At 70.6% G+C, this 26,476-nt stretch carries 25 protein-coding genes; 14 read left to right on the top strand and 11 right to left on the bottom strand.

Annotated features, from left to right (window positions below; genetic code table 11):
- Positions 1–147: 147 nt before the first annotated feature.
- The 4 genes from ACWGJ5_RS10650 to ACWGJ5_RS10635 form a co-directional block, all read right to left on the bottom strand.
- Positions 148–726: a TerD family protein gene (locus ACWGJ5_RS10650; protein WP_228620119.1), complete on the bottom strand. Its 579-nt coding sequence runs from the start codon at positions 724–726 to the stop codon at positions 148–150.
- Positions 727–833: 107 nt separating this feature from the next.
- The gene (locus ACWGJ5_RS10645) at positions 834–1,409 is read right to left on the bottom strand and encodes a calcium homeostasis/redox stress adaptation protein (RefSeq protein ID WP_228620121.1); all 576 of its coding nucleotides are present in this window, start codon (positions 1,407–1,409) and stop codon (positions 834–836) included.
- 138 nt (positions 1,410–1,547) lie between these two features.
- Positions 1,548–2,006 carry a peroxiredoxin gene (locus ACWGJ5_RS10640; protein WP_453309363.1) on the bottom strand — a complete coding sequence of 153 codons (459 nt, stop codon included), beginning with the start codon at positions 2,004–2,006 and terminating at the stop codon, positions 1,548–1,550.
- A gap of 136 nt (positions 2,007–2,142) precedes the next feature.
- The gene (locus tag ACWGJ5_RS10635; RefSeq protein ID WP_361244565.1) at positions 2,143–2,580 is read right to left on the bottom strand and encodes a DUF3052 domain-containing protein; all 438 of its coding nucleotides are present in this window, start codon (positions 2,578–2,580) and stop codon (positions 2,143–2,145) included.
- A gap of 436 nt (positions 2,581–3,016) precedes the next feature.
- Between ACWGJ5_RS10635 and aceE the strand changes: the two genes are divergently transcribed.
- Both aceE and ACWGJ5_RS10625 read left to right on the top strand, forming a co-directional pair.
- The gene (gene aceE, locus ACWGJ5_RS10630; RefSeq protein WP_453309362.1) at positions 3,017–5,764 is read left to right on the top strand and encodes a pyruvate dehydrogenase (acetyl-transferring), homodimeric type; all 2,748 of its coding nucleotides are present in this window, start codon (positions 3,017–3,019) and stop codon (positions 5,762–5,764) included.
- 93 nt (positions 5,765–5,857) lie between these two features.
- Positions 5,858–6,601: a potassium channel family protein gene (locus ACWGJ5_RS10625; protein WP_453309361.1), complete on the top strand. Its 744-nt coding sequence runs from the start codon at positions 5,858–5,860 to the stop codon at positions 6,599–6,601.
- A gap of 378 nt (positions 6,602–6,979) precedes the next feature.
- On the opposite strand, the gene ACWGJ5_RS10620 is transcribed toward ACWGJ5_RS10625, so the two are convergent.
- The gene (locus ACWGJ5_RS10620; protein WP_453309360.1) at positions 6,980–8,599 is read right to left on the bottom strand and encodes an MFS transporter; all 1,620 of its coding nucleotides are present in this window, start codon (positions 8,597–8,599) and stop codon (positions 6,980–6,982) included.
- Positions 8,600–8,665: 66 nt separating this feature from the next.
- Between ACWGJ5_RS10620 and ACWGJ5_RS10615 the strand changes: the two genes are divergently transcribed.
- From ACWGJ5_RS10615 to ACWGJ5_RS10605, 3 genes are all read left to right on the top strand, one after another.
- Complete coding sequence (locus ACWGJ5_RS10615) at positions 8,666–9,301, top strand: TetR family transcriptional regulator (RefSeq protein ID WP_453309359.1); 636 nt, start codon at positions 8,666–8,668, stop codon at positions 9,299–9,301.
- An 83-nt stretch (positions 9,302–9,384) separates the two neighbouring features.
- Positions 9,385–10,602: an alpha/beta hydrolase gene (locus tag ACWGJ5_RS10610; protein ID WP_453309358.1), complete on the top strand. Its 1,218-nt coding sequence runs from the start codon at positions 9,385–9,387 to the stop codon at positions 10,600–10,602.
- Positions 10,603–10,668: 66 nt separating this feature from the next.
- On the top strand, positions 10,669–11,514 hold the full coding sequence (locus tag ACWGJ5_RS10605; RefSeq protein ID WP_453309357.1) for a DUF4429 domain-containing protein: 846 nt from the start codon (positions 10,669–10,671) through the stop codon (positions 11,512–11,514).
- Between the two features lies 1 nt (position 11,515).
- Here the strand turns inward: ACWGJ5_RS10605 and ACWGJ5_RS10600 are convergent, their stop codons facing one another.
- On the bottom strand, positions 11,516–12,532 hold the full coding sequence (locus ACWGJ5_RS10600; RefSeq protein ID WP_453309356.1) for an aldo/keto reductase: 1,017 nt from the start codon (positions 12,530–12,532) through the stop codon (positions 11,516–11,518).
- The gene (locus ACWGJ5_RS10595; RefSeq protein ID WP_453309355.1) at positions 12,529–12,993 is read right to left on the bottom strand and encodes a MerR family transcriptional regulator; all 465 of its coding nucleotides are present in this window, start codon (positions 12,991–12,993) and stop codon (positions 12,529–12,531) included. The genes ACWGJ5_RS10600 and ACWGJ5_RS10595 overlap by 4 nt, the downstream gene beginning before the upstream one ends.
- 97 nt (positions 12,994–13,090) lie before the next feature.
- On the opposite strand from ACWGJ5_RS10595, the gene ACWGJ5_RS10590 reads away from it, so the two are divergent.
- Both ACWGJ5_RS10590 and ACWGJ5_RS10585 read left to right on the top strand, forming a co-directional pair.
- The gene (locus ACWGJ5_RS10590; protein ID WP_453309354.1) at positions 13,091–13,567 is read left to right on the top strand and encodes a GNAT family N-acetyltransferase; all 477 of its coding nucleotides are present in this window, start codon (positions 13,091–13,093) and stop codon (positions 13,565–13,567) included.
- A gap of 19 nt (positions 13,568–13,586) precedes the next feature.
- Entirely contained in the window at positions 13,587–14,417 is an 831-nt protein-coding gene (locus ACWGJ5_RS10585; RefSeq protein WP_453309353.1) for a serine hydrolase domain-containing protein, read from the top strand.
- A 37-nt stretch (positions 14,418–14,454) separates the two neighbouring features.
- Here the strand turns inward: ACWGJ5_RS10585 and ACWGJ5_RS10580 are convergent, their stop codons facing one another.
- Positions 14,455–15,108 (bottom strand): pirin family protein, encoded by a 654-nt coding sequence (locus ACWGJ5_RS10580; protein ID WP_453309552.1) that lies wholly within the window; start codon positions 15,106–15,108, stop codon positions 14,455–14,457.
- A gap of 86 nt (positions 15,109–15,194) precedes the next feature.
- Here ACWGJ5_RS10580 and ACWGJ5_RS10575 point away from each other — a divergent pair, with 86 nt between their 5' ends.
- From ACWGJ5_RS10575 to fabF, 5 genes are all read left to right on the top strand, one after another.
- On the top strand, positions 15,195–16,412 hold the full coding sequence (locus ACWGJ5_RS10575; RefSeq protein WP_453309352.1) for a PucR family transcriptional regulator: 1,218 nt from the start codon (positions 15,195–15,197) through the stop codon (positions 16,410–16,412).
- 89 nt (positions 16,413–16,501) lie between these two features.
- Positions 16,502–17,428: an ACP S-malonyltransferase gene (locus ACWGJ5_RS10570; RefSeq protein WP_453309351.1), complete on the top strand. Its 927-nt coding sequence runs from the start codon at positions 16,502–16,504 to the stop codon at positions 17,426–17,428.
- A 10-nt stretch (positions 17,429–17,438) separates the two neighbouring features.
- A complete protein-coding gene (locus ACWGJ5_RS10565; protein WP_453309350.1) occupies positions 17,439–18,470 on the top strand; it encodes a beta-ketoacyl-ACP synthase 3 in 1,032 nt (343 codons plus the stop codon).
- Positions 18,471–18,551: 81 nt separating this feature from the next.
- On the top strand, positions 18,552–18,800 hold the full coding sequence (locus tag ACWGJ5_RS10560) for an acyl carrier protein (RefSeq protein WP_018545314.1): 249 nt from the start codon (positions 18,552–18,554) through the stop codon (positions 18,798–18,800).
- 86 nt (positions 18,801–18,886) lie between these two features.
- Entirely contained in the window at positions 18,887–20,158 is a 1,272-nt protein-coding gene (gene fabF / locus ACWGJ5_RS10555) for a beta-ketoacyl-ACP synthase II (RefSeq protein WP_453309349.1), read from the top strand.
- A gap of 81 nt (positions 20,159–20,239) precedes the next feature.
- Here fabF and ACWGJ5_RS10550 read toward each other — a convergent pair whose 3' ends face one another.
- Positions 20,240–20,734 carry a DUF3145 domain-containing protein gene (locus ACWGJ5_RS10550; protein ID WP_030341287.1) on the bottom strand — a complete coding sequence of 165 codons (495 nt, stop codon included), beginning with the start codon at positions 20,732–20,734 and terminating at the stop codon, positions 20,240–20,242.
- 275 nt (positions 20,735–21,009) lie between these two features.
- Here ACWGJ5_RS10550 and ACWGJ5_RS10545 point away from each other — a divergent pair, with 275 nt between their 5' ends.
- Positions 21,010–21,903 carry an SGNH/GDSL hydrolase family protein gene (locus ACWGJ5_RS10545; RefSeq protein ID WP_453309348.1) on the top strand — a complete coding sequence of 298 codons (894 nt, stop codon included), beginning with the start codon at positions 21,010–21,012 and terminating at the stop codon, positions 21,901–21,903.
- Positions 21,904–21,929: 26 nt separating this feature from the next.
- Positions 21,930–22,901 carry an aldose epimerase family protein gene (locus ACWGJ5_RS10540; protein ID WP_453309347.1) on the top strand — a complete coding sequence of 324 codons (972 nt, stop codon included), beginning with the start codon at positions 21,930–21,932 and terminating at the stop codon, positions 22,899–22,901.
- Here the strand turns inward: ACWGJ5_RS10540 and ACWGJ5_RS10535 are convergent.
- Entirely contained in the window at positions 22,898–23,851 is a 954-nt protein-coding gene (locus ACWGJ5_RS10535) for a hypothetical protein (protein ID WP_453309346.1), read from the bottom strand. The two genes, ACWGJ5_RS10540 and ACWGJ5_RS10535, sit on opposite strands and share 4 nt — an antisense overlap.
- A gap of 131 nt (positions 23,852–23,982) precedes the next feature.
- Positions 23,983–26,424 (bottom strand): beta-glucosidase, encoded by a 2,442-nt coding sequence (locus tag ACWGJ5_RS10530; RefSeq protein ID WP_453309345.1) that lies wholly within the window; start codon positions 26,422–26,424, stop codon positions 23,983–23,985.
- Between the last annotated feature and the right edge of the window lie 52 nt (positions 26,425–26,476).

Raw genomic sequence — 26,476 nt, 5'->3', positions numbered from 1 at the left:
CCAATCGTGTGTGTACGGGGCTCCCCCGCGCCGTACCCGGCTTTGCTAAACGTTGACCCCGAGTCTAGAGGTGCACCCTACCGGCGGTACCGCCGAGGGCAACCCTCACCGAAAAGCCACAGCACAGGCCGCTGGGAGAGTGCCCGGCTACGAGACGTTCACCCCGAAGTCGAGGGCGATGCCGCGCAGGCCCGAGGCGTACCCCTGCCCGACGGCGCGGAACTTCCATTCGCCCTGGTAGCGGTACAGCTCGCCGAAGATCATGGCGGTCTCGGTGGAGGCGTCCTCGCTGAGGTCGTAGCGGGCCAGTTCCTGGCCGTCGGCCTGGTTCACCACGCGGATGAAGGCGTTGGAGACCTGGCCGAAGGTCTGGCCGCGCTCGTCCGCCATGTGGATGGAGACGGGGAAGACGATCTTCTCGCAGTGCGCCGGCACCTTGCCGAGGTCCACCAGGATCGACTCGTCGTCGCCCTCGCCCTCACCGGTGAGGTTGTCACCGGTGTGCTCCACCGAGCCGTCGGGGCTCTTGAGCTGGTTGTAGAAGACGAACCACTCGTCGCCCAGGACGCGGTTGCCGGCGCCGCACAGCAGTGCGCTGGCGTCCAGGTCGAAGGGGGCGCCGGTGGTGGAACGCGCGTCCCAGCCGAGCCCGATCATGACGTTGGTGAGGTTCGGTGCGGCTTTGGAGAGGGAGACGTTGCCTCCCTTGGCGAGCGTGACGCCCATGATGCTGGTCCTCCCCTAGTGGTGCTTTCCCTGGTTGTCCTGCGCGTCCGGCGCCGCCCGTAAACGGTGCGGCGCCGGACGGTGCAGGTGTCGTGACCCTGCCGGGATCAGACGTTGACGCCGAAGTCCTGCGCGATGCCGCGCAGGCCCGAGGCGTAGCCCTGGCCGATGGCACGGAACTTCCACTCCGCGCCGTGCCGGTACAGCTCGCCGAAGACCATGGCGGTCTCGGTGGAGGCGTCCTCGCTGAGGTCGTAGCGGGCGATCTCCTGCTCGCCCGCCTGGTTCACGACGCGGATGAACGCGTTGCGGACCTGGCCGAAAGACTGCTGACGGTTCTCGGCGTCGTAGATCGACACCGGGAAGACGATCTTCTCGATGTCGGCCGGGACGCCGGCCAGGTTGATCTTGATCTGTTCGTCGTCGCCCTCGCCCTCACCGGTGATGTTGTCACCGGTGTGCTCGACCGAGCCGTCGGGGCTCTTGAGGTTGTTGAAGAAGACGAAGTGCTGGTCGCTCGCGACCTTTCCGGTGTTGTTCAGCAGCAGTGCGCTCGCGTCGAGGTCGAAGTCGGAGCCGGTCGTGGTGCGCACGTCCCACCCCAGACCGACGATGACGGCGGTCAGGCCCGGGGCCTCCTTCGTCAGCGATACGTTGCCGCCCTTGCTGAGGCTGACTCCCACGGGTCCTCCATGTGGTGTCCAGGGGCGGGGAGCCCCGTCGTGCTTCGGATATGGGATCAACGAGCCGATCCTAGTGACGGGTTCCCGCACCCCGCAGACCCTGGACCCGGAGAATCACAGGTGTCGGCCACGGTCGGCCTACAGGGTGTCGAGCGCCTTCACGTAGTCGTTCAGGTCGCGCGCGTCCGGCAGGCCGTTGATCACGGTCCACCGCACGACGCCCTCCTTGTCGATGATGAAGGTGCCCCGGACGGCGCATCCCTTGTCCTCGTCGAAGACGCCGTACGCGCGCGAGACGTTGCCGTGCGGCCAGAAGTCGCTGAGCAGCGGGTACTCCAGGCCCTCCTGCTCGGCGAAGACGCGCAGGGTGTGGATGGAGTCGTTGGAGACGGCGAGCAGCTGCGTGTCGCGGCCTTCGAACTTCGGCAGGTTGTCGCGCAGCTCGCACAGCTCGCCGGTGCAGACGCCGGTGAAGGCGAAGGGGTAGAAGAGCAGGACCACGTTCTTCTCGCCGCGGAAGTCCGAGAGCTTCACGGTGCGGCCGTGGTTGTCCTTGAGCTCGAAGTCGGGCGCCTTGTCGCCGACCTGGATCGCCATCGTCGTGCATCCCTTCGGTGGGCCGTTCGGGTGGAGCGCGCACAGCACACGCGCGGCTCCACCCTACGCAGCGATCACCAGGGCCTTCCGGACGGGCCGGGGCGAAATCCAGCCCGTCCGGTGGTGGGAGAGGAGATCACCTCTTGGACTTGGCCGCCTTCGGCGTGGCCAGCCGGCTTCCGCTCCAGTCCTTGCCCACGCTGACGCTCTTCGACGCTGTCAGGCCGGCCGTCGTGGCGGCGTCCTGGATGTCGCTCGGCTCCACGTATCCCGTCCGGCCGGTCTTCGGCGTCAGGAGCAGGATTGCGCCACCCTCTTCGATGTACGTGGTGGCATCCACCAGCGCATCCGTCAGGTCGCCGTCGTCGTCACGGAACCACAGCACAACGGCGTCGGCCACGTCGTCGTACTCCTCGTCCATGAGGTCGCCTTCGATGGTTTCCTCGATGGCCTCACGGAGTTCCTGATCGACGTCGTCGTCGTAGCCGATCTCCTGGACCACCTGCCCGGGCTGGAACCCCAGCCTGGCGGCAGGGTTCGTCCGCTCCTCCGCGTGGTCCGCGGTCGCGCTCACGGGTTGCCTCCTGATCATGTCTTGATGAATATCTCAGCCACGCGCGTGCGCGAAGCATTGGCCGTAGTCCACACGGGCGGGGCGGATCGCGCAAGTACCCGGCCCTCCGGACCGCCGAAACGGTGACGATCCCGGCCGTGTCGCCGCAACTCCTGGCACCGTATCCCGATTCCGCGTGACCCACATCACACCGATGTGCCCGGTTTGCACCGTTCGAAATCATCTCAGAATCATCCGCTGGTACGCCCCTCGAACACCTTTGCCAAGCGCGTCACACCCCGGGCGTATCGTTGCGTTTTGACCGATCAATACACCGAGAGACATCGAGGGACACCGAGAGACACCGAGGAGATGACGTACGCCGTCCCGAGGTACACGATGGGGAACGGTGTAGGCAGGTGCAGAAAATCGGTCCCTCTGACAGGTAAGGAACAGCGTGGCTTCCGGATCCGATCGCAATCCGATCATCATTGGCGGCCTTCCGAGTCAGGTTCCTGACTTCGATCCCGAGGAAACCCGGGAGTGGCTCGACTCCCTCGACGCCGCGGTGGACGAGCGCGGCCGGGAGAGGGCCCGCTACCTCATGCTCCGGCTGATCGAGCGGGCCCGCGAGCGGCGCGTGGCCGTGCCCGAGATGCGCAGCACGGACTACGTCAACACGATCGCCACCAAGGACGAGCCGTTCTTCCCGGGCAACGAGGAGATCGAGCGCCAGATCCTCAACGCGACCCGCTGGAACGCGGCCGTGATGGTCTCGCGCGCCCAGCGCCCCGGCATCGGCGTCGGCGGCCACATCGCCACCTTCGCCTCCTCGGCCTCGCTGTACGACGTCGGATTCAACCACTTCTTCCGCGGCAAGGACGAGGGCGACGGCGGCGACCAGGTCTTCTTCCAGGGCCACGCCTCCCCCGGCATCTACGCGCGCGCGTACCTGCTCGACCGGCTCACCGAGGGCCAGCTCGACGGCTTCCGCCAGGAGAAGTCGAAGTACCCGAACGGCCTGTCCAGCTACCCGCACCCGCGCTCGATGCCGGACTTCTGGGAGTTCCCGACGGTCTCCATGGGCCTCGGCCCGCTCGGCGCGATCTACCAGGCCCGGATGAACCGCTACATGGAGGCGCGCGGCATCGCGGACACCTCCAAGTCGCACGTGTGGGCGTTCCTCGGCGACGGCGAGATGGACGAGCCGGAGTCGCTCGGCCAGCTGTCCATCGCGGCCCGGGAGGGCCTGGACAACCTGACCTTCGTCGTCAACTGCAACCTGCAGCGGCTCGACGGCCCGGTGCGCGGCAACGGCAAGATCATCCAGGAGCTGGAGTCGATCTTCCGGGGCGCCGGCTGGAACGTGATCAAGCTGATCTGGGACCGCACGTGGGACCCGCTGCTCGCGCAGGACCGCGACGGCGTCCTGGTCAACAAGATGAACACGACCCCGGACGGGCAGTTCCAGACCTACGCCACCGAGTCCGGCGCGTACATCCGCGAGCACTTCTTCGGCGGCGACCAGCGGCTGCGCGCGATGGTCGAGAACATGACCGACCACCAGATCCTGATGCTGGGCCGCGGCGGTCACGACCACCGGAAGATCTACGCGGCGTACAAGGCGGCCCTGGAGCACCGGGGCCAGCCGACGGTCATCCTGGCCAAGACGGTCAAGGGCTGGACGCTGGGCCCGAACTTCGAGGGCCGCAACGCCACGCACCAGATGAAGAAGCTGACGGTCGACGACCTCAAGCGCTTCCGGGACCGGCTGCACCTGCCGATCTCCGACAAGGAGCTGGAGTCCGGCCCGCCGCCGTACTACCACCCGGGCCGGAACACGGACGAGATCCAGTACATGCACGACATGCGCAAGCAGTGCGGCGGCTACGTCCCGACGCGCGTCGTGCGCTCCCAGCCGCTCGCGCTGCCGGACGACAAGGCGTACGCGACCGTGAAGAAGGGCACGGGCCAGCAGTCCATCGCCACGACGATGGCCTTCGTGCGACTTCTCAAGGACCTCATGCGGGACAAGGAGATCGGCAAGCGGTTCGTGCTGATCGCGCCGGACGAGTACCGCACGTTCGGCATGGACTCCTTCTTCCCGAGCGCGAAGATCTACAACCCGCTGGGCCAGCAGTACGAGTCGGTGGACCGGGAGCTGCTGCTCGCCTACAAGGAGTCGCCGACCGGCCAGATGCTGCACGACGGCATCTCCGAGGCGGGCTGTACGGCCTCCCTGATCGCGGCGGGCTCGGCCTACGCCACGCACGGCGAGCCGCTGATCCCGGTGTACGTCTTCTACTCGATGTTCGGTTTCCAGCGCACCGGTGACCAGTTCTGGCAGATGGCCGACCAGCTGGCGCGCGGATTCGTGCTGGGCGCGACCGCCGGCCGTACCACCCTGACCGGCGAGGGTCTGCAGCACGCCGACGGCCACTCGCAGCTGCTCGCCTCGACCAACCCGGCGTGCGTGGCCTACGACCCGGCGTACGCCTACGAGATCGCGCACATCGTCCAGGACGGCCTGCGCCGGATGTACGGCGGCGACGCCGAGCGCCCGCACGGCGAGGACGTCTTCTACTACCTGACCGTCTACAACGAGCCCATCCAGCACCCGGCAGAGCCGGCGAACGTGGACGTGGAGGGCATCCTCAAGGGCGTCCACAAGCTCAGCGAGGGCACGGGCGGCTCCCTCCCGGCGCAGATCATGGCGTCCGGCGTGGCGGTCCCGTGGGCGCTGGAGGCCCAGCGGATCCTCGCCGCGGACTGGAACGTGCGCGCCGACGTCTGGTCGGCCACCTCCTGGAACGAGCTGCGCCGCGAGGCGGTGGCGTGCGAGGAGCACAATCTGCTGCACCCGGAGGAGGAGCAGCGGGTGCCGTATGTGACGCGGAAGCTCAGCGGCGCCGAGGGTCCGTTCGTGGCCGTGTCCGACTGGATGCGGTCGGTTCCGGACCAGATCGCGCGGTGGGTGCCGGGCACGTACCAGTCGCTGGGCGCGGACGGCTTCGGCTTCGCCGACACCCGGGGTGCGGCGCGGCGCTTCTTCCACATCGACGCCCAGTCGATCGTCGTCGCGGTGCTGACCGAGCTGGCCCGCGAGGGCAAGGTGGACCGCTCGGTGCTGAAGCAGGCCATCGACCGGTACCAGCTGCTGGACGTGTCGGCGGCGCATCCGGGGGCGGCGGGCGGCGACGCGTAGCCTCCCCCACTCGCGGCTTCGGCCGGCTGAACGAGGGCGGTGCCCGGAGTACCCGGGGCGCCGTCCTCGTTGCTTTTTCTTTACGATGCGGGCATGAACGATCAGTCGCCGCAGGCGCGTTGGGAGCGGTGTACCCAACGGCCTCTGCTGGCGCTGGCGGTGGCGTTCGCCGTCGCCTATGCCGTGCCGATCGTGGACCACTCCGCAGGTCATTCGCTGACGGCCGTGTGCACGGTGGTCGAGTGGGTGGTCTGGGCCGCGTTCGCCGTGGACTACCTGATGCGGCTCGCACTCGCCCCGCGGCGCCGGGAGTTCGTCCGCACACACTGGATAGACCTGTGCGCGGTGCTGGTGCCGCTGCTGCAGCCGCTGCGGTTGCTGCGGATGGTGTCGACGCTGCTGCTGGTGGGGCGGCGGGCGCGGATGGCCTCGCAGATCCGGCTGACGACATATGTCGCCGGGTCGGTGACCGGGCTGCTGATGTTCGGGTCGCTGGCGGTGCTGTCCGTGGAGCGGGACTCGCCGAACGGGAACATCCGGACGCTGGGTGACGCGGTGTGGTGGTCGTTCACGACGATGACGACCGTGGGGTACGGGGACCACGCGCCGACGACCGGGCTGGGGCGGGTGATCGCCGTCGGGCTGATGCTGTCCGGGATCGCCTTGCTCGGTGTGGTGACCGCGAACATCGCGGCGTGGTTCATCGCGCGGTTCGAGAAGGACGACGTGGAGGAGCGGCGGCAGACGGAGGCCATCGCCGCGTTGGCCGAAGAGGTTCGCTCACTGCGCGCGGAGGTGGCTCGGCTGGCCGACGAGCGGGAGCAGCAGCGGAGTTGACGGGTGCCGGTGCTGCGGCCGGCCGGGGCCGGGGAGCCTACTGGCGCTCGTCCCGTAGGGGGCGAGGGGAACTGCGAGACCAGCCCACCACTCACCCGCAGTCGGCAACGAACCCGCAGCCCCACCCCAGTCGCCGCCCGGCCGAAGCGCCGCAGGCAGATGCGCCGCAGGCACTGGCGCGCGCAGCCCCCTCCGCAGCGCGCGCCACAGCCCGGCGGTCCTCCCATGCCCTGCGGAGGACTTGACCCACTGTGACCCGCGGCGCGCGCCCGATGCGAGCGATCTTTAGCGGAGTCACCCTGATAGGGGAACTCCGCCCGGAAGACGCCCAGGCCGAGGCCCAGGCAGACGCCCAGGCGGAGACCCGAGCAGTAGCCCTCAGACGTGGCCCACGCCCGCGCCCGCCTCCGCGTTCGCGCCCCGCTTGGTCAGCAGCGCGACGAGGACGGCGACCGCCGCCACGCCCGCGGCGACCAGGGAGGCGAGGCTCATGCCGGAGATGAAGGTGTGATGGGCGACCTCGGTGATCTTCGCGGCCACCTGCTCCGGCACTCCCTTCGGCACCGGGGCGACGCCCACCTGGACCGCCTCCGAGGCCTTGTCCAGCTGACCCGGTGTCAGCGGCGGCAGTCCGGCGCCGGTCCAGTTGCCCGGCAGGTCGCTGTCGACCTTGGAGGCCATCACGGCGCCCAGCACGGCCGTCCCGAGGCTGCCGCCGATCTGCATGGCCGCCTGCTGGAGGCCGCCGGCGACACCGGACAGTTCCATGGGGGCGTTGCCGACGATGACCTCCGTCGCGCCGACCATGACCGGCGCGAGGCCGAGGCCGAGCAGCGCGAACCAGACCGACATCACGCCGCTGCCGGTGTCGGCCTTGAGCGTCGACATGCCGTACATCGCGATGGCGGTCGCGGCCATGCCGCCGGCCAGCGGGATGCGCGGGCCGAGCTTGGTGATCGCGGCACCGGCGAGCGGCGAACCGACGATCATCATGCCGGTGAGCGGCAGCAGGTGCAGGCCCGCGTCGATGGGGCTCATGCCGTGCACGTTCTGGAGGTAGAACGTCACGAAGAACAGCCCGCCCATGAACGCGATGGCCATCAGGACCATCAGGACCACGCCCGCCGACAGCGGTATCGAGCGGAAGAGGCCCAGCGGGATCAGGGGCTCCTTGACCCTTGTCTCCCAGACGGAGAACAGGGCGAAGAGGACCACGGACGCGGCGATGAAGATCCATGTGCTGCCGGCGCCCCAGCCCCATGTCGGGGCCTTGATCAGGGCCCAGACCAGGCAGAACATCGCGCCGGAGAGCAGCGCGATACCGAGGACGTCGAAGGAGCGCGGGGCGTTCTCGGCGCGGTGGTCGCGCAGGATCAGCACGCCCAGGACCAGGGCGAGCGCTCCCACGGGGACGTTGATGAAGAACACCGACTGCCAGTTGACGTGTTCGACGAGGACGCCGCCGAGGATCGGGCCGCCCGCGGTGGACGCGCCGATCACCATGCCCCAGATGCCGATGGCCATGTTGAGCTTCTCGGCCGGGAAGGTGGCCCGCAGCAGGCCGAGCGCGGCCGGCATCAGCAGCGCGCCGAACAGGCCCTGGAAGACGCGGAAGGTGACGACCGCGGCGATGCTGTGGGACAGGCCGATGGCGCCGGAGGCGGCGGCGAAGCCGGTCACGCCGATGAGGAAGGTCTGCCGGTGGCCGAAACGGTCACCGAGCTTGCCCGCGGTGATCAAGGTGACCGCGAGGGCGAGGAAGTAGCCGTTGGTGATCCACTGGACATCGGCGAAGGTCGCGCCCAGGTCTTCCTTGATGGTCGGGTTGGCGATCGCCACGATGGTGCCGTCGAGGGCCACCATCATGACGCCCACGGCGACGGTGATGAGGGTGAGCCAGGGATGGCCGCGCAGCCCCGCGGCCGGAGGCGACTCGAGCGGGGCTTGAGGTGCCGTGTCCCCCGGCCCCGTCGCGTCGATGGTGGTCTGACTAGTCATGCGTTCGAGGCTAGTGACAGCCTCTGACAATTGACAAACCGTTTCATCAGTCAGTAACTGACACGTATGGAAACACTGCGCGAACGCAAGAAACAGCGCACCCGGGAGGCGCTGCTGCGGGCCGCTCTGGAGTTCTTCACGACCCAGGGGTACGAGCACACGACCGTCGACGAGATAGCCGAGGCCGTCGACGTCTCGCAGCGCACCTTCTTCCGTTACTTCGCCGGCAAGGAGGACGTGGCCTTCGCCGTCCAGGAGATGACGGAGGCGCGCTTCGTCGAGGCCGTACGCGCGCGTCCGCCGCACGAGGCGCCCCTGGAGGCCCTGCGGCAGGCGGTCCTGGAGGGCTGGGACGGGATCCGGGAGACCGTCGAGTCGGCCGTCCCGGTAGAGCTGTATCTGCGCATGTACCGGACGATCGAGTCGACGCCCGCACTGCTCGCCGCCCACCTGCGCCGCTCGGCGGCCACGGAGGAGACGATCGCGCGCCTGCTGGCCGAGCGCGAGGGCGTGGACGTGGACGCCGACCCCCGACCACGGCTCGCCGTGGCCGTGTTCGGCGGGGTGATAAGGGTCACGGAACGGCAGTGGTGCACGGGCGACGACTTCAGCCTGGAGGCGATCCGTCAACTCACCGCATCCCACCTCGATCTGGTGGATTCGGCACTCATCGGGAACTGGCGCTCAAATCAAGATCGTTGACAGCGCGTTCGACGCTTCGCGAAACGTGATACCTGTCACTCGGTTACCCCGAGACCCTCCCGTTCTCCTAGTGTGTCCTCCCAGTGACTTCCTTCGACACCTCCCCGCAACTGAACGTCTGGCGCGCCCTGCTGGCCCTGGCCGTGGTGTTCGTGATGCTCGCGACCACCGGCTGGACCGCCCTGCACAGCCACCGGGAGTCGACCGCACTGCAGGCCTCGCTCGACAAGTGGGACCACGGCAGCATCCACGGCCTCCACCTGCCGGACCCGCACGCCGCACCGGCCGTGCTCAGCCGTTTCTTCGCCTCCCTCTCCCTCGAGGACCAGCACCGTCTCGCCCACCGCTATCCGCTCGCGGTCGGCAACATGAACGGCGCCCCCGCCACCTTGCGCTACCGCGCCAACCACATCGCGATGGAGCAGCAGCGCAAGGTCGAGAAGAAGCGCATGCACGACAGCCGGCTCAGCGCGGCCGGACAGCAGGACGCAGGCCGCCTCATGCACCGCTACGAGTCCCTGCTGTCCGACGGCCGGCAGATCCTGGCCTTCGACCCCGAGGGCTCGGGCCGTATCGCGGAGGTGTTCGGGAACCTGGACACGGCGCAGCGGATCTCGGTCGTCGTCCCCGGCGTCGACACCGACCTGCTCACCTTCCAGAAGACCAACCGCCAGTACACCGCCCCGGTCGGCATGGGCAAGGCGCTGTACGCGGCAGAGCGCGCGCAGAGCCCCGGGACCCGTACGGCCGTGATCGCCTGGGCCGACTACACCGCCCCCGACGGGCTCGGCGTGGACGCGGCCACCGGGCTGCGTGCCGAGGAGGGCGCCGTCCGGCTGAACGCGCTGCTGGGCGGCCTGCCCGGGGGGGCGCCGGTGACGATGGTCTGTCACAGCTACGGCTCCGTGGTCTGCGGAGTGGCCGCGCACGCCATGCCGCGCCGGGTGACCGACATAGCGGTGGCCGCGAGCCCGGGCATGCGCGTCTCCAGCGCCTCCCACCTGGACACCAAGGCCCGGGTGTGGGCCATGCGGGACGCCACCGACTGGATCCAGGACGTGCCGTATCTGGAGCTCGGCGGGCTCGGGCACGGCGCCGATCCGGTCTCCTCGGCGTTCGGTGCGCGCGTGCTGACCGCCCGGGACGCGCAGGGTCACGCCGGCTATTTCCAGCCGGGCACGGACAGTCTGCGCAACCTCGCCGACGTGGCCGTCGGGGCGTACGACGAGGTGACGTGCGCACACGAGAACGACCTGTGCCGGGCCGGTGTGCCCGCCACTACCACGGCCGGACGCGCGTAGAAACAGCAGGAAGTGCGGTCTGCGCGGGTGGCGACGGAGGAGCACGTGCCGCATACGATGAGCCGCATGGGTGACGTACTGGCGGGTTTTCATGCCGTCTGGGAGTTCGAGTCCGACTCCGTGCTCATCCGTTACGAACGGGGGATTCGGACACCGAAGCTGTTCCAGGCACTCGGGGAACGGCGGATCCCGCTGTCCGCGGTCGAGGGCGTGACGCTCTCCCCGGGCAGGCGCGGCACCGTCGTGCTGCGGCTGCTGCCGCGTGCCGGCGCGGATCCGCTGATGGAGGCGGCGGCCGGGCAGCTGAAGGAGGGCTGCGATCCCTACCGGCTGGTGCTGCCGGCCGAGCGGGAGACCCTCGCCGAGTACTACGCAGACGAGCTCAAGGGCCTGTTGACCGAGTCCGGGCCCGCCGACCACCCTCAAGTGACGGCGCCCGAGGCGCCGCTGTCGTTCAAGGCGTACGACGGCAGGGCGAGCTTCGACGGCACGGCCGTGCAGTTCCGCTGGTCCTGGACGGGCGCGTCCTCGGCCAAGTGGAAGGCCGGCGACCGGAGCTTTCCGGTCACGGAGCTGAGCGGGGTGGAGTGGCGGTCGCCGGAGGTGTTCGAGGGACATCTGCGGCTGGTCCCGCGCTCGGCCGAGTCGGCCGCGGTGCAGCCCGACCAGGATCCGGCGGCCGTTGTCTTCGGGCTGGGATACGGCCCGGTGCACGAGTCGCTGCCGTTCGCCGCGGCCGTCCTCGCCGCCGTACGCACGCGTGGGCCGGTACCCGCGGTACCGGCCCCGTCACGGCGTGACCCCGCCGACATCGCCGAACGGATCCGGCATCTCGGGGAGTTGCATCAGGCCGGGTTGGTCACCGACGAGGAGTTCTCCTCGAAGAAGGCGGAACTCCTGGCGGAGCTGTGAGCTACTCCCGGCCCGCAGAGGTGAACGCCATGTCCGCGTACCGGTTGCCCGCCACCTTCGCCGCGATCGGCTCCAGTTGGGACAGTTCCTCGGACGTCAGGACGATCGCCGTCGCCGCCACGTTCTCCTCCACCCGGTTCGGCTTGCGGGTGCCCGGGATCGGGACCACCGGGAGGGCGTCGATCGTCGCCCGCTGCTGCACCCAGGCCAGGGCGATCTGGCCGAGGGTGGCGTCATGGGCCTCGGCGATGGTGCGGATCGGCTCCAGGAGGGCCGCGTTTTCGGTCGCGTTGGCGCCGGTGAAACGGGGCTGCTGACGGCGGAAGTCGTCGGCCGTGAGGTCCTGTTCGGCGTTGGTGAAGGAGCCGGTGAGAAAGCCTCGGCCGAGCGGCGAGTACGGCACCAGGGTGACGCCCAGGTCCCGCGCGGCCGGTACGACCTTGGCCTCGATGTCCCGGCTGAACAGCGACCACTCCGACTGCACGGCCGCGATCGGGTGCACGGCGTGCGCGGCGCGCAGCTCGTCGGCGGTGACCTCGCTCAGCCCGAGGTGCTTGACCTTGCCCTCGCGGACCAGCTCCGCCATCGTGCCGACCGTCTCCTCGATGGGGACGTTCACATCGCGGCGGTGCATGTAGTACAGGTCGATCACGTCGACGCCGAGCCGCTTCAGGCTGGCCTCGACGGCCTCGCGGATGTACGGGGCGTCGTTGCGGACGATCCGCCTGGTCGGGTCGTCCTCGGGGATCGACAGGGCGAACTTGGTGGCGATGACCACCTCGTCCCGGTGCGCCGTGAAGAACGGGGACAGGAACCGCTCGTTCTCGCCGGCGCCGTAGGCGTCCGCCGTGTCGTACAGCGTCACGCCCAGCTCCAGCGCCCGCTCCAGGGCGGCGCGTGCCTGGCCTGCGTCGGTGGGGCCGTACGCGAAGCTCATGCCCATGCAGCCGAGGCCCTGGACGCCGACCTCCGGTCCGCCCTCGCCGAGCCGTACCGCCGGAATCCTGGTGTCGGTCATCGCGTGGTCCCCTCCATCGCGTAGAAGCTGATCTTGCGGTCGAGTACGGCGAGCGTGTCCCGCAGCTCGGCGATCCTGTTCAGGACGTCCCGGCGGGTCGACTCCAGCAGCTCCCGTCGTTCCCCGTAGGTGCTCTCGCCCTCCCGGACCAGTTCCGCGTACCGGACCATGTCGGCCACCGGCATGCCGGTCAGCCGCAGCTTGGTCACGAAGTCCAGCCAGTCCAGGTCGCGGTTGCTGTAGCGCCGCTGCCCGGTGTGCGAGCGGTCTACGTGCGGCATCAGGCCGATCCGCTCGTACCAGCGCAGGGTGTGCGCGGTCAGGCCGGTGAACGCGACGACCTCGCTGATCGTGTAGCGGTCCTGGCCGTCGGGGCGTGGATGGCGTCTGGGCGGGGCGGAGCAGATGTCTGCGGGGGCCGTGCGTGCGGTGTCCGCCGGCGTGGTCTGCATCACCGTCATGGCCCCCACGCTATGGGGTTGGAGTGCACTCCAAGCAAGCGGATTCGGTAAGAAATCAGCGGGACGCCGGCCCGGACTCCTGACTAGCGTGCGGCACATGAGTCTTGCACGCCGGGCCCTGCCCGAGGACGCCGTGGAACTGCTGCGGCTGCGCCAGGTGATGATCGACTCCCTGCGGAGCACGGGAGGCGGTGGGCCGACGGAGTGGCACGCCGAGTCGCTGCCGACGCTGCGGGAGCGGCTGTCCGAGCCGGACGGCGACTTCGTCGCCTTCGTCGTGGACCATCCGGACCGGCCGGGGGCGCTGGCCGCGCTGGTGGCCGGGACGCTGGAGTACCGGATCGGCAAGGCCGGCAATCCGCACGGGCGGGTCGGGTACGTCTTCAGCGTCGCGACCGACCCGGACGCCCGGCGGCGCGGGTACGCGCGCGCGTGCATGGAGGAACTGCTCGCCTGGTTCCGGGAGCGTGGCGTGGGTCATGTGCTGCTGACCGCCTCCCAGGAGGCCGAGCCGCTGTACGCCTCGCTCGGCTTCACGCGTGACCCGGACCCGTCGATGCGGCTGCTGCTGTGAGCCGCATAGGCTCGTCAGCATGTCGTTGAACAGCCTGACGAGCGTGGCGTCGATCGAGAAGTGGCCCGTCCCCACCGCGGCGGCGGGTGTCGTACGAGCCGACGGGACCGTCCTCGGGACGCACGGTCCCGTCGGGCACCGCTTTGCGCTCGCCTCGGTCACCAAGCCGCTGGCCGCGTACGCGGCGCTGGTCGCGTACGAGGAGGGCGCGATCGAGCTGGACGAGCCGGCCGGGCCGCCCGGTTCGACCGTCCGGCACCTCCTCGCGCACACCTCCGGGCTGGCCTTCGACGAGCACAAGGCGATGGCGCCGCCCGGTGAGCGCCGGCTCTACTCCAACGCCGGGTTCGAGCAGCTCGGGGACCACATCGCCAAGGCGACGGACATTCCGTTCGCCGAGTATCTGCGGCAGGCGGTGCTGGAGCCGCTGGGGATGACGTCGACGTCGCTGGAGGGCTCCCCCGCGAAGGACGGCGTGTCCACGGTGGCCGACCTGCTGCGGTTCGCGGCGGAGGTGCAGGCGCCGCGGCTGCTGGATCCGCGGACGGTCGCGGAGGCGATGAGTGTGCAGTACCCCGGGACGAAGGGTGTGCTTCCGGGATACGGCCACCAGAACCCGAACGACTGGGGCCTCGGCTTCGAGATCCGCAACTCCAAGTCGCCCCACTGGACGGGGAGTTCCTCCTCCCCGCGCACCTTCGGGCATTTCGGGCAGTCCGGTACGTTCCTGTGGATCGACCCGGACGCGGGTGCGGCGTGCGCCGCCCTGACCGACAGGGCGTTCGGCCCCTGGGCGATCGAGGCATGGCCGACGTTCACGGACGCGGTGCTCGCGGAGCTGCGCGGCTGAGGGCCGCCACGAGCGCCCCGAAGGGGGGCGACGACCCCTACCCGCCCATTTCCCACATCAGCAACTCGGCCGCTGTCACCCCCACCGCCTCAAGACCCCGCGCGTCCGTGATCCGGGCCGAGTCGCCGGCGTCCAGTTCCTCGTCGGCCAGCCGGACGGTGCCCCGCACCACGTGCACGTACACGAACGCCCCGTCCGGCACCGCCGTCCGTTCCCCCGCCGCCAGGCGCCGTATGTGGAGCATCGCGCCGGACTCCGGGACGGCGTACGGCGTGGAGTCGGCGATGCCCGCGATGATCTCGTACGACGGCTCCCCGCCCGGCTCCCGTGGCGCCAGCCACATCTGGACGAAGGTGAGCGGCGACGACCCGTCGTTGCGCTCCACGTGGCGGACGCCCGCCGCCGCGCTGAGCCGCTGGACGTCCCCGGGGCGGACGCAGGTCTCGTGACCGGTGGAGTCGCGGTGGGTGAGCTCGCCCTCGACGACCCAGGTGACGATCTCGGTGTGGCTGTGCGGGTGTTCACCGAAGCCGGCACCGGGCGCGAGCCGCTCCTCGTTGCAGGCGATGACCGCGCCGAAGCGGAGGTTGTCGGGGTCGTAGTGGGGGCCGAAGGAAAACGCGTGCCAGGACTCGATCCCGGCCTCCGGCTCGCCCCCTGGGTAGCGCTCATCGGCGCGCCGTACGTCCATCACGCGCACAACGGTAGACCCCGCGCCGGGGCGCCGAGCCAGACCCGGCGGCACGCACCGGCGTCCGGATAAGGCAGTCTTGTCCCGTGCCCGAACCCGAATCCCGCAGCAGCGAACCCCACGCCGATCGCCACGCACTCGACGTCCACTCGCACGCCGCGACCCTCAAGCGGCTGGAGAAGTCCTCCGGGTCTCTCGCCGCGCAGGCCATCGCGCGGATGGACGAGACCCTGCCGTGGTACCGGGCCATGCCCCCGGAGAACCGTTCCTGGATCGGGCTCGTCGCCCAGGCGGGCATCGCGGCCTTCACCGAGTGGTTCCGGCACCCGGACGCCCCCCAGGCGATCTCGACCGATGTCTTCGGCACCGCGCCGCGCGAGCTGACCCGGGCCATCACGCTGCGGCAGACCGTGGAGATGGTGCGGACCACCATCGAGGTCATGGAGAGCGCGATCGACGAGGTCGCGGCCCCGGGTGACGAGAGCGTGCTGCGGGAGGCGCTGCTCGTGTACGCCCGGGAGATCGCCTTCGCCACCGCGCAGGTGTACGCGCAGGCCGCCGAGGCACGCGGTGCCTGGGACGCGCGGCTGGAGTCGCTGGTCGTCAACGCCGTGCTGAGCGGGGAGGCGGACGAAGGCGCCGTCAGCCGGGCCGCCGCGCTCGGCTGGAACTCGCCGGAACATGTGTGCGTGGTGCTGGGGACCGCGCCCGACGGGGACAGCGAGCTGACCGTCGAGGCCATCCGGCGGGCCGCCCGGCACGCCAAGCTCCAGGTGCTCACCGGGGTTCTCGGGGACCGGCTCGTCGTCATCGCCGGGGGCAGCAGCAACCCGCTCGCCGTCGCCAAGTCGCTGATCGGGCCCTTTGCCGCGGGGCCGGTGGTCGCCGGGCCCGTCGTACCCGACCTGCTGGCCGCCACGCGGTCCGCGCAGGCCGCCGCCGCGGGCCTGAAGGCGTGTTCCGCCTGGCAGGACGCGCCGCGGCCGGTGCTGGCGGACGATCTGCTGCCGGAGCGCGCGATCGCGGGCGATCCGAGTGCCCGCGAGCAGTTGGTGGAGGAGATCTACAGACCCCTCGAAGAGGCCGGTTCGGCGCTGCTGGAAACCCTGAGCGTCTATCTGGAACAGGCGAGCAGCCTGGAGGGCGCCGCCCGGATGCTCTTCGTTCACCCGAACACCGTGCGCTACCGGCTCCGACGTGTGACTGACGTCACCGGTTGGTCGCCATCGGATGTACGATCCGCGTTCACGCTGCGGATCGCGCTCATCCTGGGGCGTCTGGTCGACGGCGAACTCCCGGCATAGGGTTTTGTCGGAGGTCCACAAAAGCCCTTCGTGTTCTTCGTCCCTGTCCTCACGGGCGGCCCCGGCCGTCCCCAAGAGAGAGTGTGAGAGTGCTCGTACTCGTCGCTCCCGGCCAGGGCGCCCAGACGCCCGGCTTCCTGACTCCCTGGCTCGAACTGCCCGGCGCCGCCGACCGTGTCGCCGTCTGGTCGGACGCCATCGGACTGGACCTGGCCCACTACGGCACCCAGGCCGACGCCGACGCCATCCGTGACACCGCGGTGGCCCAGCCGCTGCTGGTCGCCGCCGGTCTCCTGTCCGCCGCGGCACTCGGTGACATCTCCGAGATCGCTCCGGGCGCCGTCGCCGGTCACAGCGTCGGTGAGATCACCGCCGCCGTCTTCGCGGGCGTGCTGGACGACGCCGCCGCGCTCGGCCTGGTCCGCGAGCGGGGTCTGGCGATGGCCGACGCCGCCGCGATCACCGAGACCGGCATGTCGGCGCTGCTCGGCGGCGACCCCGAGACCTCCGTCGCGCACCTGGAGAAGCTGGGCCTGACCCCGGCGAACATCAACGGCGCGGGCCAGATCGTCGCCGCGGGCACACTGGAGCAGCTGGCCGCGCTGGCCGAGGACAAGCCCGAGGGCGTCCGCAAGGTCATCCCGCTGAAGGTCGCCGGCGCCTTCCACACGCACCACATGGCTCCCGCCGTCGAGACGCTGGCCAAGGCCGCCGCGGAGTTGACGCCCGCCGACCCGAAGGTCGCCTACGTCTCCAACAAGGACGGGCAGGCCGTCGCGGCCGGCGCCGAGGTGCTTCAGCGGCTGGTCGGCCAGGTCGCCAACCCCGTGCGCTGGGACCTGTGCATGGAGACCTTCAAGGAGCTGGGCGTCACCGCGCTCATCGAGGTGTGCCCGGGCGGCACCCTGACCGGACTGGCCAAGCGGGCGCTGCCCGGCGTCGCGACCCTGGCCCTGAAGACCCCCGACGACCTCGACGCGGCCCGCGCGCTCGTCTCCGAGCACGCCGGCGCCTAAGGAGCCGTACATGGCGAAGATCAAGCCCAGCAAGGGCGCCCCGTATGCGCGCATCCTCGGTGTCGGCGGCTACCGGCCGACCCGGGTCGTGCCCAACGAGGTGATCCTCGAGAAGATCGACTCCTCCGACGAGTGGATCCGCTCGCGCTCCGGCATCGAGACGCGGCACTGGGCCGGTCCCGAGGAGACCGTGGCCGCGATGGCGATCGAGGCCTCCGGCAAGGCGATCGCGGACGCCGGCATCGACGCGGAGCAGATCGGCGCCGTGGTCGTCTCGACGGTCTCGCACTTCAGCCAGACCCCGGCCGTCGCCACCGAGATCGCCGACAAGCTGGGCACGAACAAGGCCGCCGCCTTCGACATCTCGGCCGGCTGCGCGGGCTTCGGCTACGGCCTGACCCTCGCCAAGGGCATGGTGGCGGAAGGTTCCGCCGAGTACGTGCTCGTCATCGGCGTGGAGCGGCTCAGCGACCTGACCGACCTGGAGGACCGTGCCACGGCCTTCCTGTTCGGCGACGGCGCCGGCGCGGTCGTGGTCGGCCCCTCGCAGGAGCCCGCGATCGGCCCCACCGTGTGGGGCTCCGAGGGCGACAAGGCCGAGACGATCAAGCAGACCGTCCCCTGGGACCGGTACCGGGTCGGCGACCTGTCCGAGCTGCCGCTCGACAGCGACGGCAACATCAAGTTCCCGGCCATCACGCAGGAGGGCCAGGCGGTGTTCCGCTGGGCCGTGTTCGAGATGGCGAAGGTCGCCCAGCAGGCGCTGGACGCGGCCGGCATCAGCCCGGAAGAGCTGGACGTCTTCATCCCGCACCAGGCCAACGTGCGGATCATCGACTCGATGGTGAAGACCCTCAAACTGCCGGAGCATGTCACGGTCGCCCGTGACATCCGCACCACCGGCAACACCTCGGCCGCCTCGATTCCGCTCGCGATGGAGCGGCTTCTGGCGACCGGGGAGGCGAAGAGCGGCGACACCGCGCTCGTCATCGGATTCGGGGCGGGTCTCGTCTACGCCGCCACGGTCGTTACCCTCCCCTAGGCACTCCGTGCCGGATCTCGCGATCGGGCACGGCAGCAATTGCCACAAACCGTCTGGAACATCGAAGAAGGAGCGCCTGACATGGCCGCCACTCAGGAAGAGATCGTCGCCGGTCTCGCCGAGATCGTGAACGAGATCGCCGGGATCCCCACCGAGGACGTCCAGCTGGACAAGTCCTTCACCGACGACCTGGACGTCGACTCGCTGTCCATGGTCGAGGTCGTCGTCGCCGCCGAGGAGCGCTTCGACGTGAAGATCCCGGACGAGGACGTCAAGAACCTCAAGACCGTCGGCGACGCGACCGACTACATCCTCAAGCACCAGGCCTGAGCCACCGCTCGGCCCTGAAGGCTGCAAGGCCCCGCCACCCGGCGGTGGCGCCGTTGAATCCCGTATCCGTTGGAGAAAGAATTCCCGTGAGCCCGACCAATCGCACCGTGGTCGTCACCGGTATCGGCGCAACCACACCGCTGGGTGGCGACGCAGCTTCGTTCTGGGAGGCCCTCGTCGCCGGCACGTCCGGTGTCAAGCCCCTGGAGCAGGACTGGGCGGCCGAGCAGGCCGTCCGTATCGCGGCTCCCGTCGCCGTGGAGCCGACCGAGGTCATCCCTCGGCCACAGGCGCGCCGCCTGGACCGCTCGGCGCAGTTCGCGCTGATCGCGGCTCAGGAGGCCTGGAAGGACGCGGGCTTCACCGCCAAGGCCGGTGAGGACGGCAACGTCGACCCGGACCGGCTCGGTGCCGTCATCGCCTCCGGCATCGGCGGCGTGACCACGCTGCTCGACCAGTACGACGTGCTCAAGGAGAAGGGCGTCCGCCGCGTCTCCCCGCACACCGTCCCCATGCTGATGCCGAACAGCCCCTCGGCCAACGTGGGCCTGCTCGTGGGCGCCCGCGCGGGCGTGCACACGCCGGTCTCCGCGTGCGCGTCGGGTGCCGAGGCCATCGGCTACGCCATCGAGATGATCCGCACCGGCCGCGCCGACGTCGTCGTCGCCGGCGGTACGGAGGCGGCCATCCACCCGCTGCCGATCGCCGCGTTCGGCAACATGATGGCGATGTCCAAGAACAACGAGAACCCGCAGGGTGCCTCGCGTCCCTACGACGTCGACCGCGACGGCTTCGTCCTCGGCGAGGGCGCCGGTGTGATCGTCCTGGAGTCCGCCGAACACGCGGCCAAGCGCGGCGCGCGGGTGTACGCGGAGGCGGTCGGACAGGGCATCTCCGCCGACAGCCACGACATCGTGCAGCCGGAGCCGGAGGGCCGCGGCATCTCGCACGCGCTGCAGAACCTGCTGGACAACACGGACCTGGACCCGGCCGAGATCGTGCACGTCAACGCGCACGCCACGTCGACGCCGGCCGGTGACATCGCCGAGCTGAAGGCGCTGCGCAAGGTGTTCGGTGACGACGCCGACCACATGGCGGTGTCCGCGACCAAGTCGATGACCGGGCACCTGCTCGGTGGCGCCGGTGGTGTGGAGTCGGTCGCGACCGTGCTCGCGCTGTACAACCGGGTGGCGCCGCCGACGATCAACATCGAGAACATCGACCCCGAGGCCGAGGCCAACGCGGACGTCGTCCGCGGGGAGGCCCGCAAGCTGCCGGTCGAGGGCCGTATCGCCGCGCTGAACGACTCGTTCGGCTTCGGCGGGCACAACGTGGTCCTGGCGTTCAGGACCGTCTGAGAACGTGAATGAGGGCCCTCGCCGACCGGCGGGGGCCCTTCCTCGTGTCCCGATGCGCTGCCCTGCTCTCGGCCCGGATACTCACACCACCTGGTGCAGCCAGCGGACCGGCGCGCCCTCGCCGGCGTACCTGAACGGCTCCAGTTCGTCGTCCCACGGCTTGCCCAGGAGCTTGGCGATCTCCGCTTCCAGGTCGGTCTCTCCCCGCTGAGAGCGCGTCAGCGCGGCGCGCAGGCGGTCCTCGGGGATGAGGATGTCGCCGTGGATGCCGGTGACGGCGTGGAAGATGCCGAGGTCGGGGGTGCAGCTGTAGCGCTCGCCCTCGGCGGTCGGGCAGGGCTCGGCGGTGACCTCGAAGCGGAGCAGGTGCCAGCCGCGCAGGGCGGAGGCCAGTTTGGAGGCCGTGCCCGCCTCGCCCTGCCAGGAGAACTCCGAGCGCCAGGTGCCGGGGGCCGCGGGCTGCCGGATCCAGTCGAGGTTGACGCGCGTGCCGAGCACCCCGGCGACGGCCCACTCGACGTGCGGGCACAGCGCGCGCGGCGCGGAGTGCACGTACAGAACTCCACGTGTCGTCACCGGGACCTCCGGGCAGAGCGGGACATCTTGCGGACTGGCTGGCGGCAGTGGCACGACGGCCGCGTTGATGGCGAGGCTACCCTGCGGCGGTGCAAGGAGTGTGACGTACCGTCGGTCCCGGCGTCAGGAAACCTCCGCCATTCACCCAGGGGGACGCTTGTACGGGGGTGCTCCGTTCCAGGGCACCGGCTCGGGAACTCTCACACGTTGTTATGGGAGGAAGCACAGACGACCACCCGGGGCACCGGGTGCGACGACGAGGGGATCACCAGGGGATGCGGAAGCCGGGCAGTCGTACGCGAGCCGCTCTCGCCCTCGTGGCGGCCGCCGTGCTGGGCATCGCGGGGTGCGACGCCGGGGGCGGGGGTTCGCCCGCGGCGCAGGGCACCAGGGCGCGCGCCGCCAGACCGGCGCCGGTGTGGAACCGCAGCCCCGACTCGATCGCCGCGGTCGGCGACTCCATCACCCGCGGCTTCGACGCGTGCACCGTGCTGTCGGACTGCCCCGAGGTGTCCTGGGCGACCGGCAGTGACATGGGGGTGGACAGCCTGGCGGTGCGGCTGCTCGGCGTCGCGGGCGCGGCGGAGCGCAGCTGGAACTACGCGGTGACCGGCGCCCGCGTGGCGGACCTGCCCGAGCAGATGGCACAGGCGGCGGCGCACGACCCGCAGTTGGTGACGGTGATGGTGGGCGCGAACGACGCCTGCCGGTCCTCCGCTCGGGCGATGACCTCGGTGGCCGGCTTCCGCGCGGACTTCGAGGAGTCGCTGCACACCCTGCGCGCGGCGTCCCCGAAGACCCAGGTCTACGTGGCGAGCGTGCCGAACCTGAAGCGGCTGTGGTCCGAGGGCCGGGGCAATCCGCTGGGCAAGGAGGTGTGGAAGCTCGGGATCTGCCCGTCGATGCTGTCCGACGCGGACGATCTGACCAACGCGGCCACGCTCCGCCGGGACCGGGTGCAGCAGCGGGTGGTGGAGTACAACAGGGTGCTGAAGGAGGTCTGCGCCAAGGACAGCCGCTGCCGCTTCGACAACAACGCGGTGTACGACTACCGCTTCGGCACCGACCAGCTCAGCCACTGGGACTGGTTCCACCCCAGCAGGGACGGTCAGGCGCGGCTCGCGGCGATCGCGTACCGGACCGTCACCGCGGCCAATCCGGTTGCCTAGGACACGTATCACCTACTGTTTTCCACATGAGCGAACTTTTCGGCACACTTTCCGACGGTACCGAGGTCCACCGCTGGACGCTGGAGCGCGCCGGAACACGGGTGGAGGTCCTGACGTACGGCGGGATCGTGCGGTCGGTCCAGGTGCCGGACCGGGAGGGCCGGACGGCGAACGTGGTGCTGGGCTTCGCGGACCTCGACGGTTACCTCGCCCATCCGGAGCCCTACTTCGGCGCCCTGATCGGCCGGTACGCCAACCGGATCGCGCACGCCCGCTTCCCGCTGCACGGCGCGCTGTACTCCCTGGAGCCGAACGACGCCCCGAACTCCCTGCACGGCGGTGCGCGCGGCTTCGACAAGCGGGTGTGGGCCAGGGAGCCCGTCGAGGACGGCGTGCGGCTGAGCCGGGTGAGCCCGCACGGCGAGGAGGGCTTCCCGGGCCGCCTTGAGGTGTCGGCCACGTACACGCTGGACGCCTCCGGCGCGCTGCGGATCGCCTACGAGGCGGTCACGGACGCGCCGACGGTGGTCAACCTCACCAACCACAGCTACTTCAACCTGGCCGGCTCGGGCGATGCCGGCGGGCACGAACTGCGGCTCGCCGCCTCCCGTTTCACCCCGGTCGACGCGGACCTGATCCCGACGGGCGCCCTTCAGGACGTCACCGGCTCCCGGTTCGACTTCCGTGCCTCCCGAAAGGTCGGCTCGGGCTACGACCACAACTTCGTGCTGGACAAGGGGGTGACCGGCGCCCCGGAGGAGGTCGCCGAGCTGCACGACCCGGGCTCCGGGCGCACCCTGACCGTGGCGACGACCGAGCCGGGCCTGCAGCTGTACACCGCCGACCACCTGACGGAACCGTTCGCCCCGGGCGACGCCGTCGCCCTGGAGACCCAGCACTTCCCGGACTCCCCGAACCGGCAGGAGTTTCCGAGCACGGTGCTCAGGCCCGGCGAGGTGTTCCGCTCGGAGACGGTGTACGGGTTCGGGGTCCGCTAGGGCGTCTCGCCCCGCATCCGCTTCGCCGACTTCCCGAGCAGAGACATCGCACCGCCGCAGATCAGCAACGTCAGCCCCCCGCCCACGACCGGCCCGACCGAGCCCCCCTTGATCCCTTCCCCCGTCACCGTCGTCGCCAGCACGAAGATGATCGAGTACAGGCTGCGGCCGACCTTCGCGCCGGCCGGGATCACCTGGAGCAGCTGCGGGATGGTGGTCGCGGCGGCCACCGCCATCCCGAAGGGCAGAGCGGCGCCGAGCATCAGCGCGCCGAAGCCGAGGGAGTTGCCGTACGCGCCCCAGCCGACGCCCTTGTAGAGCAGATAGCCGGTCGCGGCGAGGGAGAGGAGGACCAACAGGCCGTTGAGGTAGGCGGCCTGTGTGGCGGCCTTGCGGGCGCCGGGCAGATGCGCGGCCGGGGAACGCCAGGCGTCCGCCGTGATGAGCCGCAGCTGCCGCTTGAGGGCCTGCATCTGCATCAGCGAGAAGACACCGAAGGCCAGCAGGCCCAGTCCGGCGAGCGCCGCGACGAACCCGAGGGGCTTTTCGGTGATGCCGTAGTGGACTCCGCCGAAGGTGAGCGGGATGCCGAGCACCATGCCGTAGGCCATGGGCTTGGACTTCGCCTGGATCTTCAGCACCAGATCACGCTGGGTGGGGGTCAGGTTCGGGTCCAGCCGCATCCGGCCCTCGCCGACGTGCTGGGCGGGCGGCTGGGGGGACTGCTGCGGCGGGTACGGCTGCTGGGGCGGGTACGGCTGCTGCGGCGGGTACGGCTGCTGCGGGTACCCCTGTGGCGGATACGGCTGCTGCGGGTACCCCTGTGGCGGATACGGCTGCTGCGGCGCGTAGGGCTGCTGCGGATACGGCTGTTGGTACTGCGGCGGCTGCCCGTAGGGCCCCGTCGGCTGCTGCTGGCCGTACGGCCCCGGCTGCTGGCCTGGATACACGATGTCTCTCCCCCGTGCCCGGTGTCTTCCGGTGTTCGCGGGCCGGGAGTCTATACGTACCCGGAGGAGACGAGCCCCGGCCCAGGGGTCAGGTCCCGGACCGGGGCTGCTCGTGGGGGGCTTGTCCCGGATCAGACGTTAATCGGCGCGGTGAGCCTGCGGTCCGCGATCGAGCGTCCGGCGGCGATCTCGTACGAACCCTTCACATACGACCACGCGTTCGCCGTCTCGTCCCAGCTCTCGAAGGCGCGGCGCGGCAGCGCGACGGTCACCTCGACGCTCTCACCGGGACCGGCCTCGGCGGAGGCGAAGCCGGCGAGCCGGCGGGCCGGGCGCCCGGGGTCGGGCTCGGCCGGGGAGACGTAGACCTGGACGACCTCGCGGCCGGGCCGCTCGCCCGTGTTGCGGAGGCGGATGCGCGCGGTGGTGCCGTCGACGTCCAGGGACTCGTAGGTCCAGTCGGTGTAGCCGAGGCCGTGGCCGAAGGGATGGGCCGGGGTGCGGCCGGCCTGCTCCCAGGCGCGGTAGCCGATGAACACGTCCTCCGTGTAGGCCAGCTCACCGTCGGTCGGGACGACCTGGGTGACCGGGGCGTCGGCGAGGGACCCCCAGGTGGTGGGGAGCCGGCCGCCGGGTTCGTGGGCGCCGGTGAGGACGTCGGCCAGGGCTGCGCCGCCCTCCTGGCCGGGGAACCAGCTGAGCAGGACGGCGGCGACCTCCTCGCGCCAGGGCAGTTCCACCGGAGAGCCGGAGTTGACGACCACGACCGTGCGGGGGTTGGCGGCGGCGACCGCGCGGACCAGGTCGTCCTGGCGGCCGGGGAGCCTCAGGTCGGTACGGTCGAAGCCCTCGGACTCGACGCGGTCGGTGGTGGCGACCATGACGACGGCCGTGTCGGCGTTCCGTGCCACGCGGGCGGCCTCGGCGATCAGCTCGTCGGGGTCGCGCTGCGGCTCGGAGTGGGCGAGCGCGAAGGTGACGACCTTCATGGGGATGTCGTCGGGCAGCTGGACGACGTACGTGAGGGAGACCTCGACCGGCTCGCCGGCGGTGAGTTCGGCCTGGGCGCGGGGTACGGGGGCGCCGAAGAAGGCCTCGAAGGGGTCGTCCTTGTCGGGGCGCTGGACGTCGTCGTAGTACGTCGTCCCGTCGATGGTGAGCGTGAAGGCGCCCATGCCCTTGACGCCGAAGGTGTGCGGGCCGGTCGCGCGCGGGGTGAAGGTGCCGGTCAGCTCGACGGTGTGCAGGGTCTCGTAGGTGACGCCCTCGGGGAGGTCCGAACCCATCCACTGGATCAGGCCGTTCGGGGCGGAGCGGGTGCCGATGACCGCGCCGTCGGCGTCTCGGCAGACGGCCTCGAGGCTGAAACCCTGGTCGGCCACGGCGAGTTCGGTGGCCGGGTCGGCGCCGACGGCGTAGGTGAGGGTGCCCTCGGGGAGGGCGGCGGTGAGACCGTCCAGCGGGGAGACGACACGGGCCGGGAAGACGGTGGCGGAGCCGCCGCCGAGGACGCGGGCGTCGCGGGCGGCGGCGCCGATCAGGGCCACCGTGCCGTTCGGCTTCAGGGGCAGGGCGGCGTTCTCGTTGCGGAGGAGGACGAAGGAGCGGCGGGCGATCTCGCGGGCCAGCGCCTCTCCGTCGACCGGGGCGGGCGGTTCGGGTACGACGGGTTCGGCACCGTCGAGGATCCCGACACGGGCGGCGAGGCGCAGGACACGCCGCACGGCCGCGTCGACGGTGTCCTCGGCGACCTTCCCGTCCCGCACGGCCTGGGCCAGGGCGTCGCCGTAGACGGTGCCCGGCCCGGGCATGGCCACGTCCAGACCGCCGTTGACGGCGCCGACGGTGTCCCGGGCGGCCGTCCAGTCGGAGACGTTGAAGCCGTCGAAGCCCCATTCGCCGCGCAGGACTTCGTTGACCAGGTGGTGGTGCTCGGTCATCGTCGTGCCGTTGACCTTGTTGTAGGCGGTCATGATGCCCCAGGGGCGGGCGTTGTCGACGATGGCCTCGAAGGGCGCCAGGTACAGCTCGCGCAGGGCCCGTTCGGAGACCAGGTTGTTCACGGTGAAGCGGTCGGTCTCGGCGTCGTTGGCGACGAAGTGCTTGACGGTGGTGCCGACTCCGCCGGACTGGACGCCGGTGACGTAGCCGGCGCCGATGACACCGGTCAGGTAGGGGTCCTCGCTGTAGCACTCGAAGTGCCGGCCGCCGAGCGGGGAGCGGTGCAGGTTCACGGTCGGCGCGAGGAGCACGTGTACGCCCTTGCGGCGGGCCTCCTGGGCGAGCAGCACGCCTGCACGGCGGGCGAGTTCGGGGTCCCAGGTGGCGGCGAGCGCGGTCGGCGAGGGCAGGGCGACGGAGGGGTCGTCGGCGGTCCAGCGCACGCCCCGGACGCCGATCGGGCCGTCGGACATGACCAGGGACGCGAGACCGATCTGCGGCAGGGCGGGCAGGGTCCACATGTCCTGGCCGGCCAGCAGCCGCGCCTTCGCGTCCAGGTCGAGCTTGCCGAGAGCGGCCTCGACGACCGCCTCGCGGGCCGTGTCGGCCGGGGTGGGCTGGGGTCCCGCCATCGCGGTGCCTCCTCGTTGACGTCCGGGCAGGTGCCTCCCATCGTGCATCCGC

The organism is Streptomyces sp. NPDC054783, assembly GCF_053611725.1.
The sequence above is the reverse complement of the archived record's forward strand: the minus strand, read 5'-3'. Positions and strand labels throughout refer to the sequence as shown.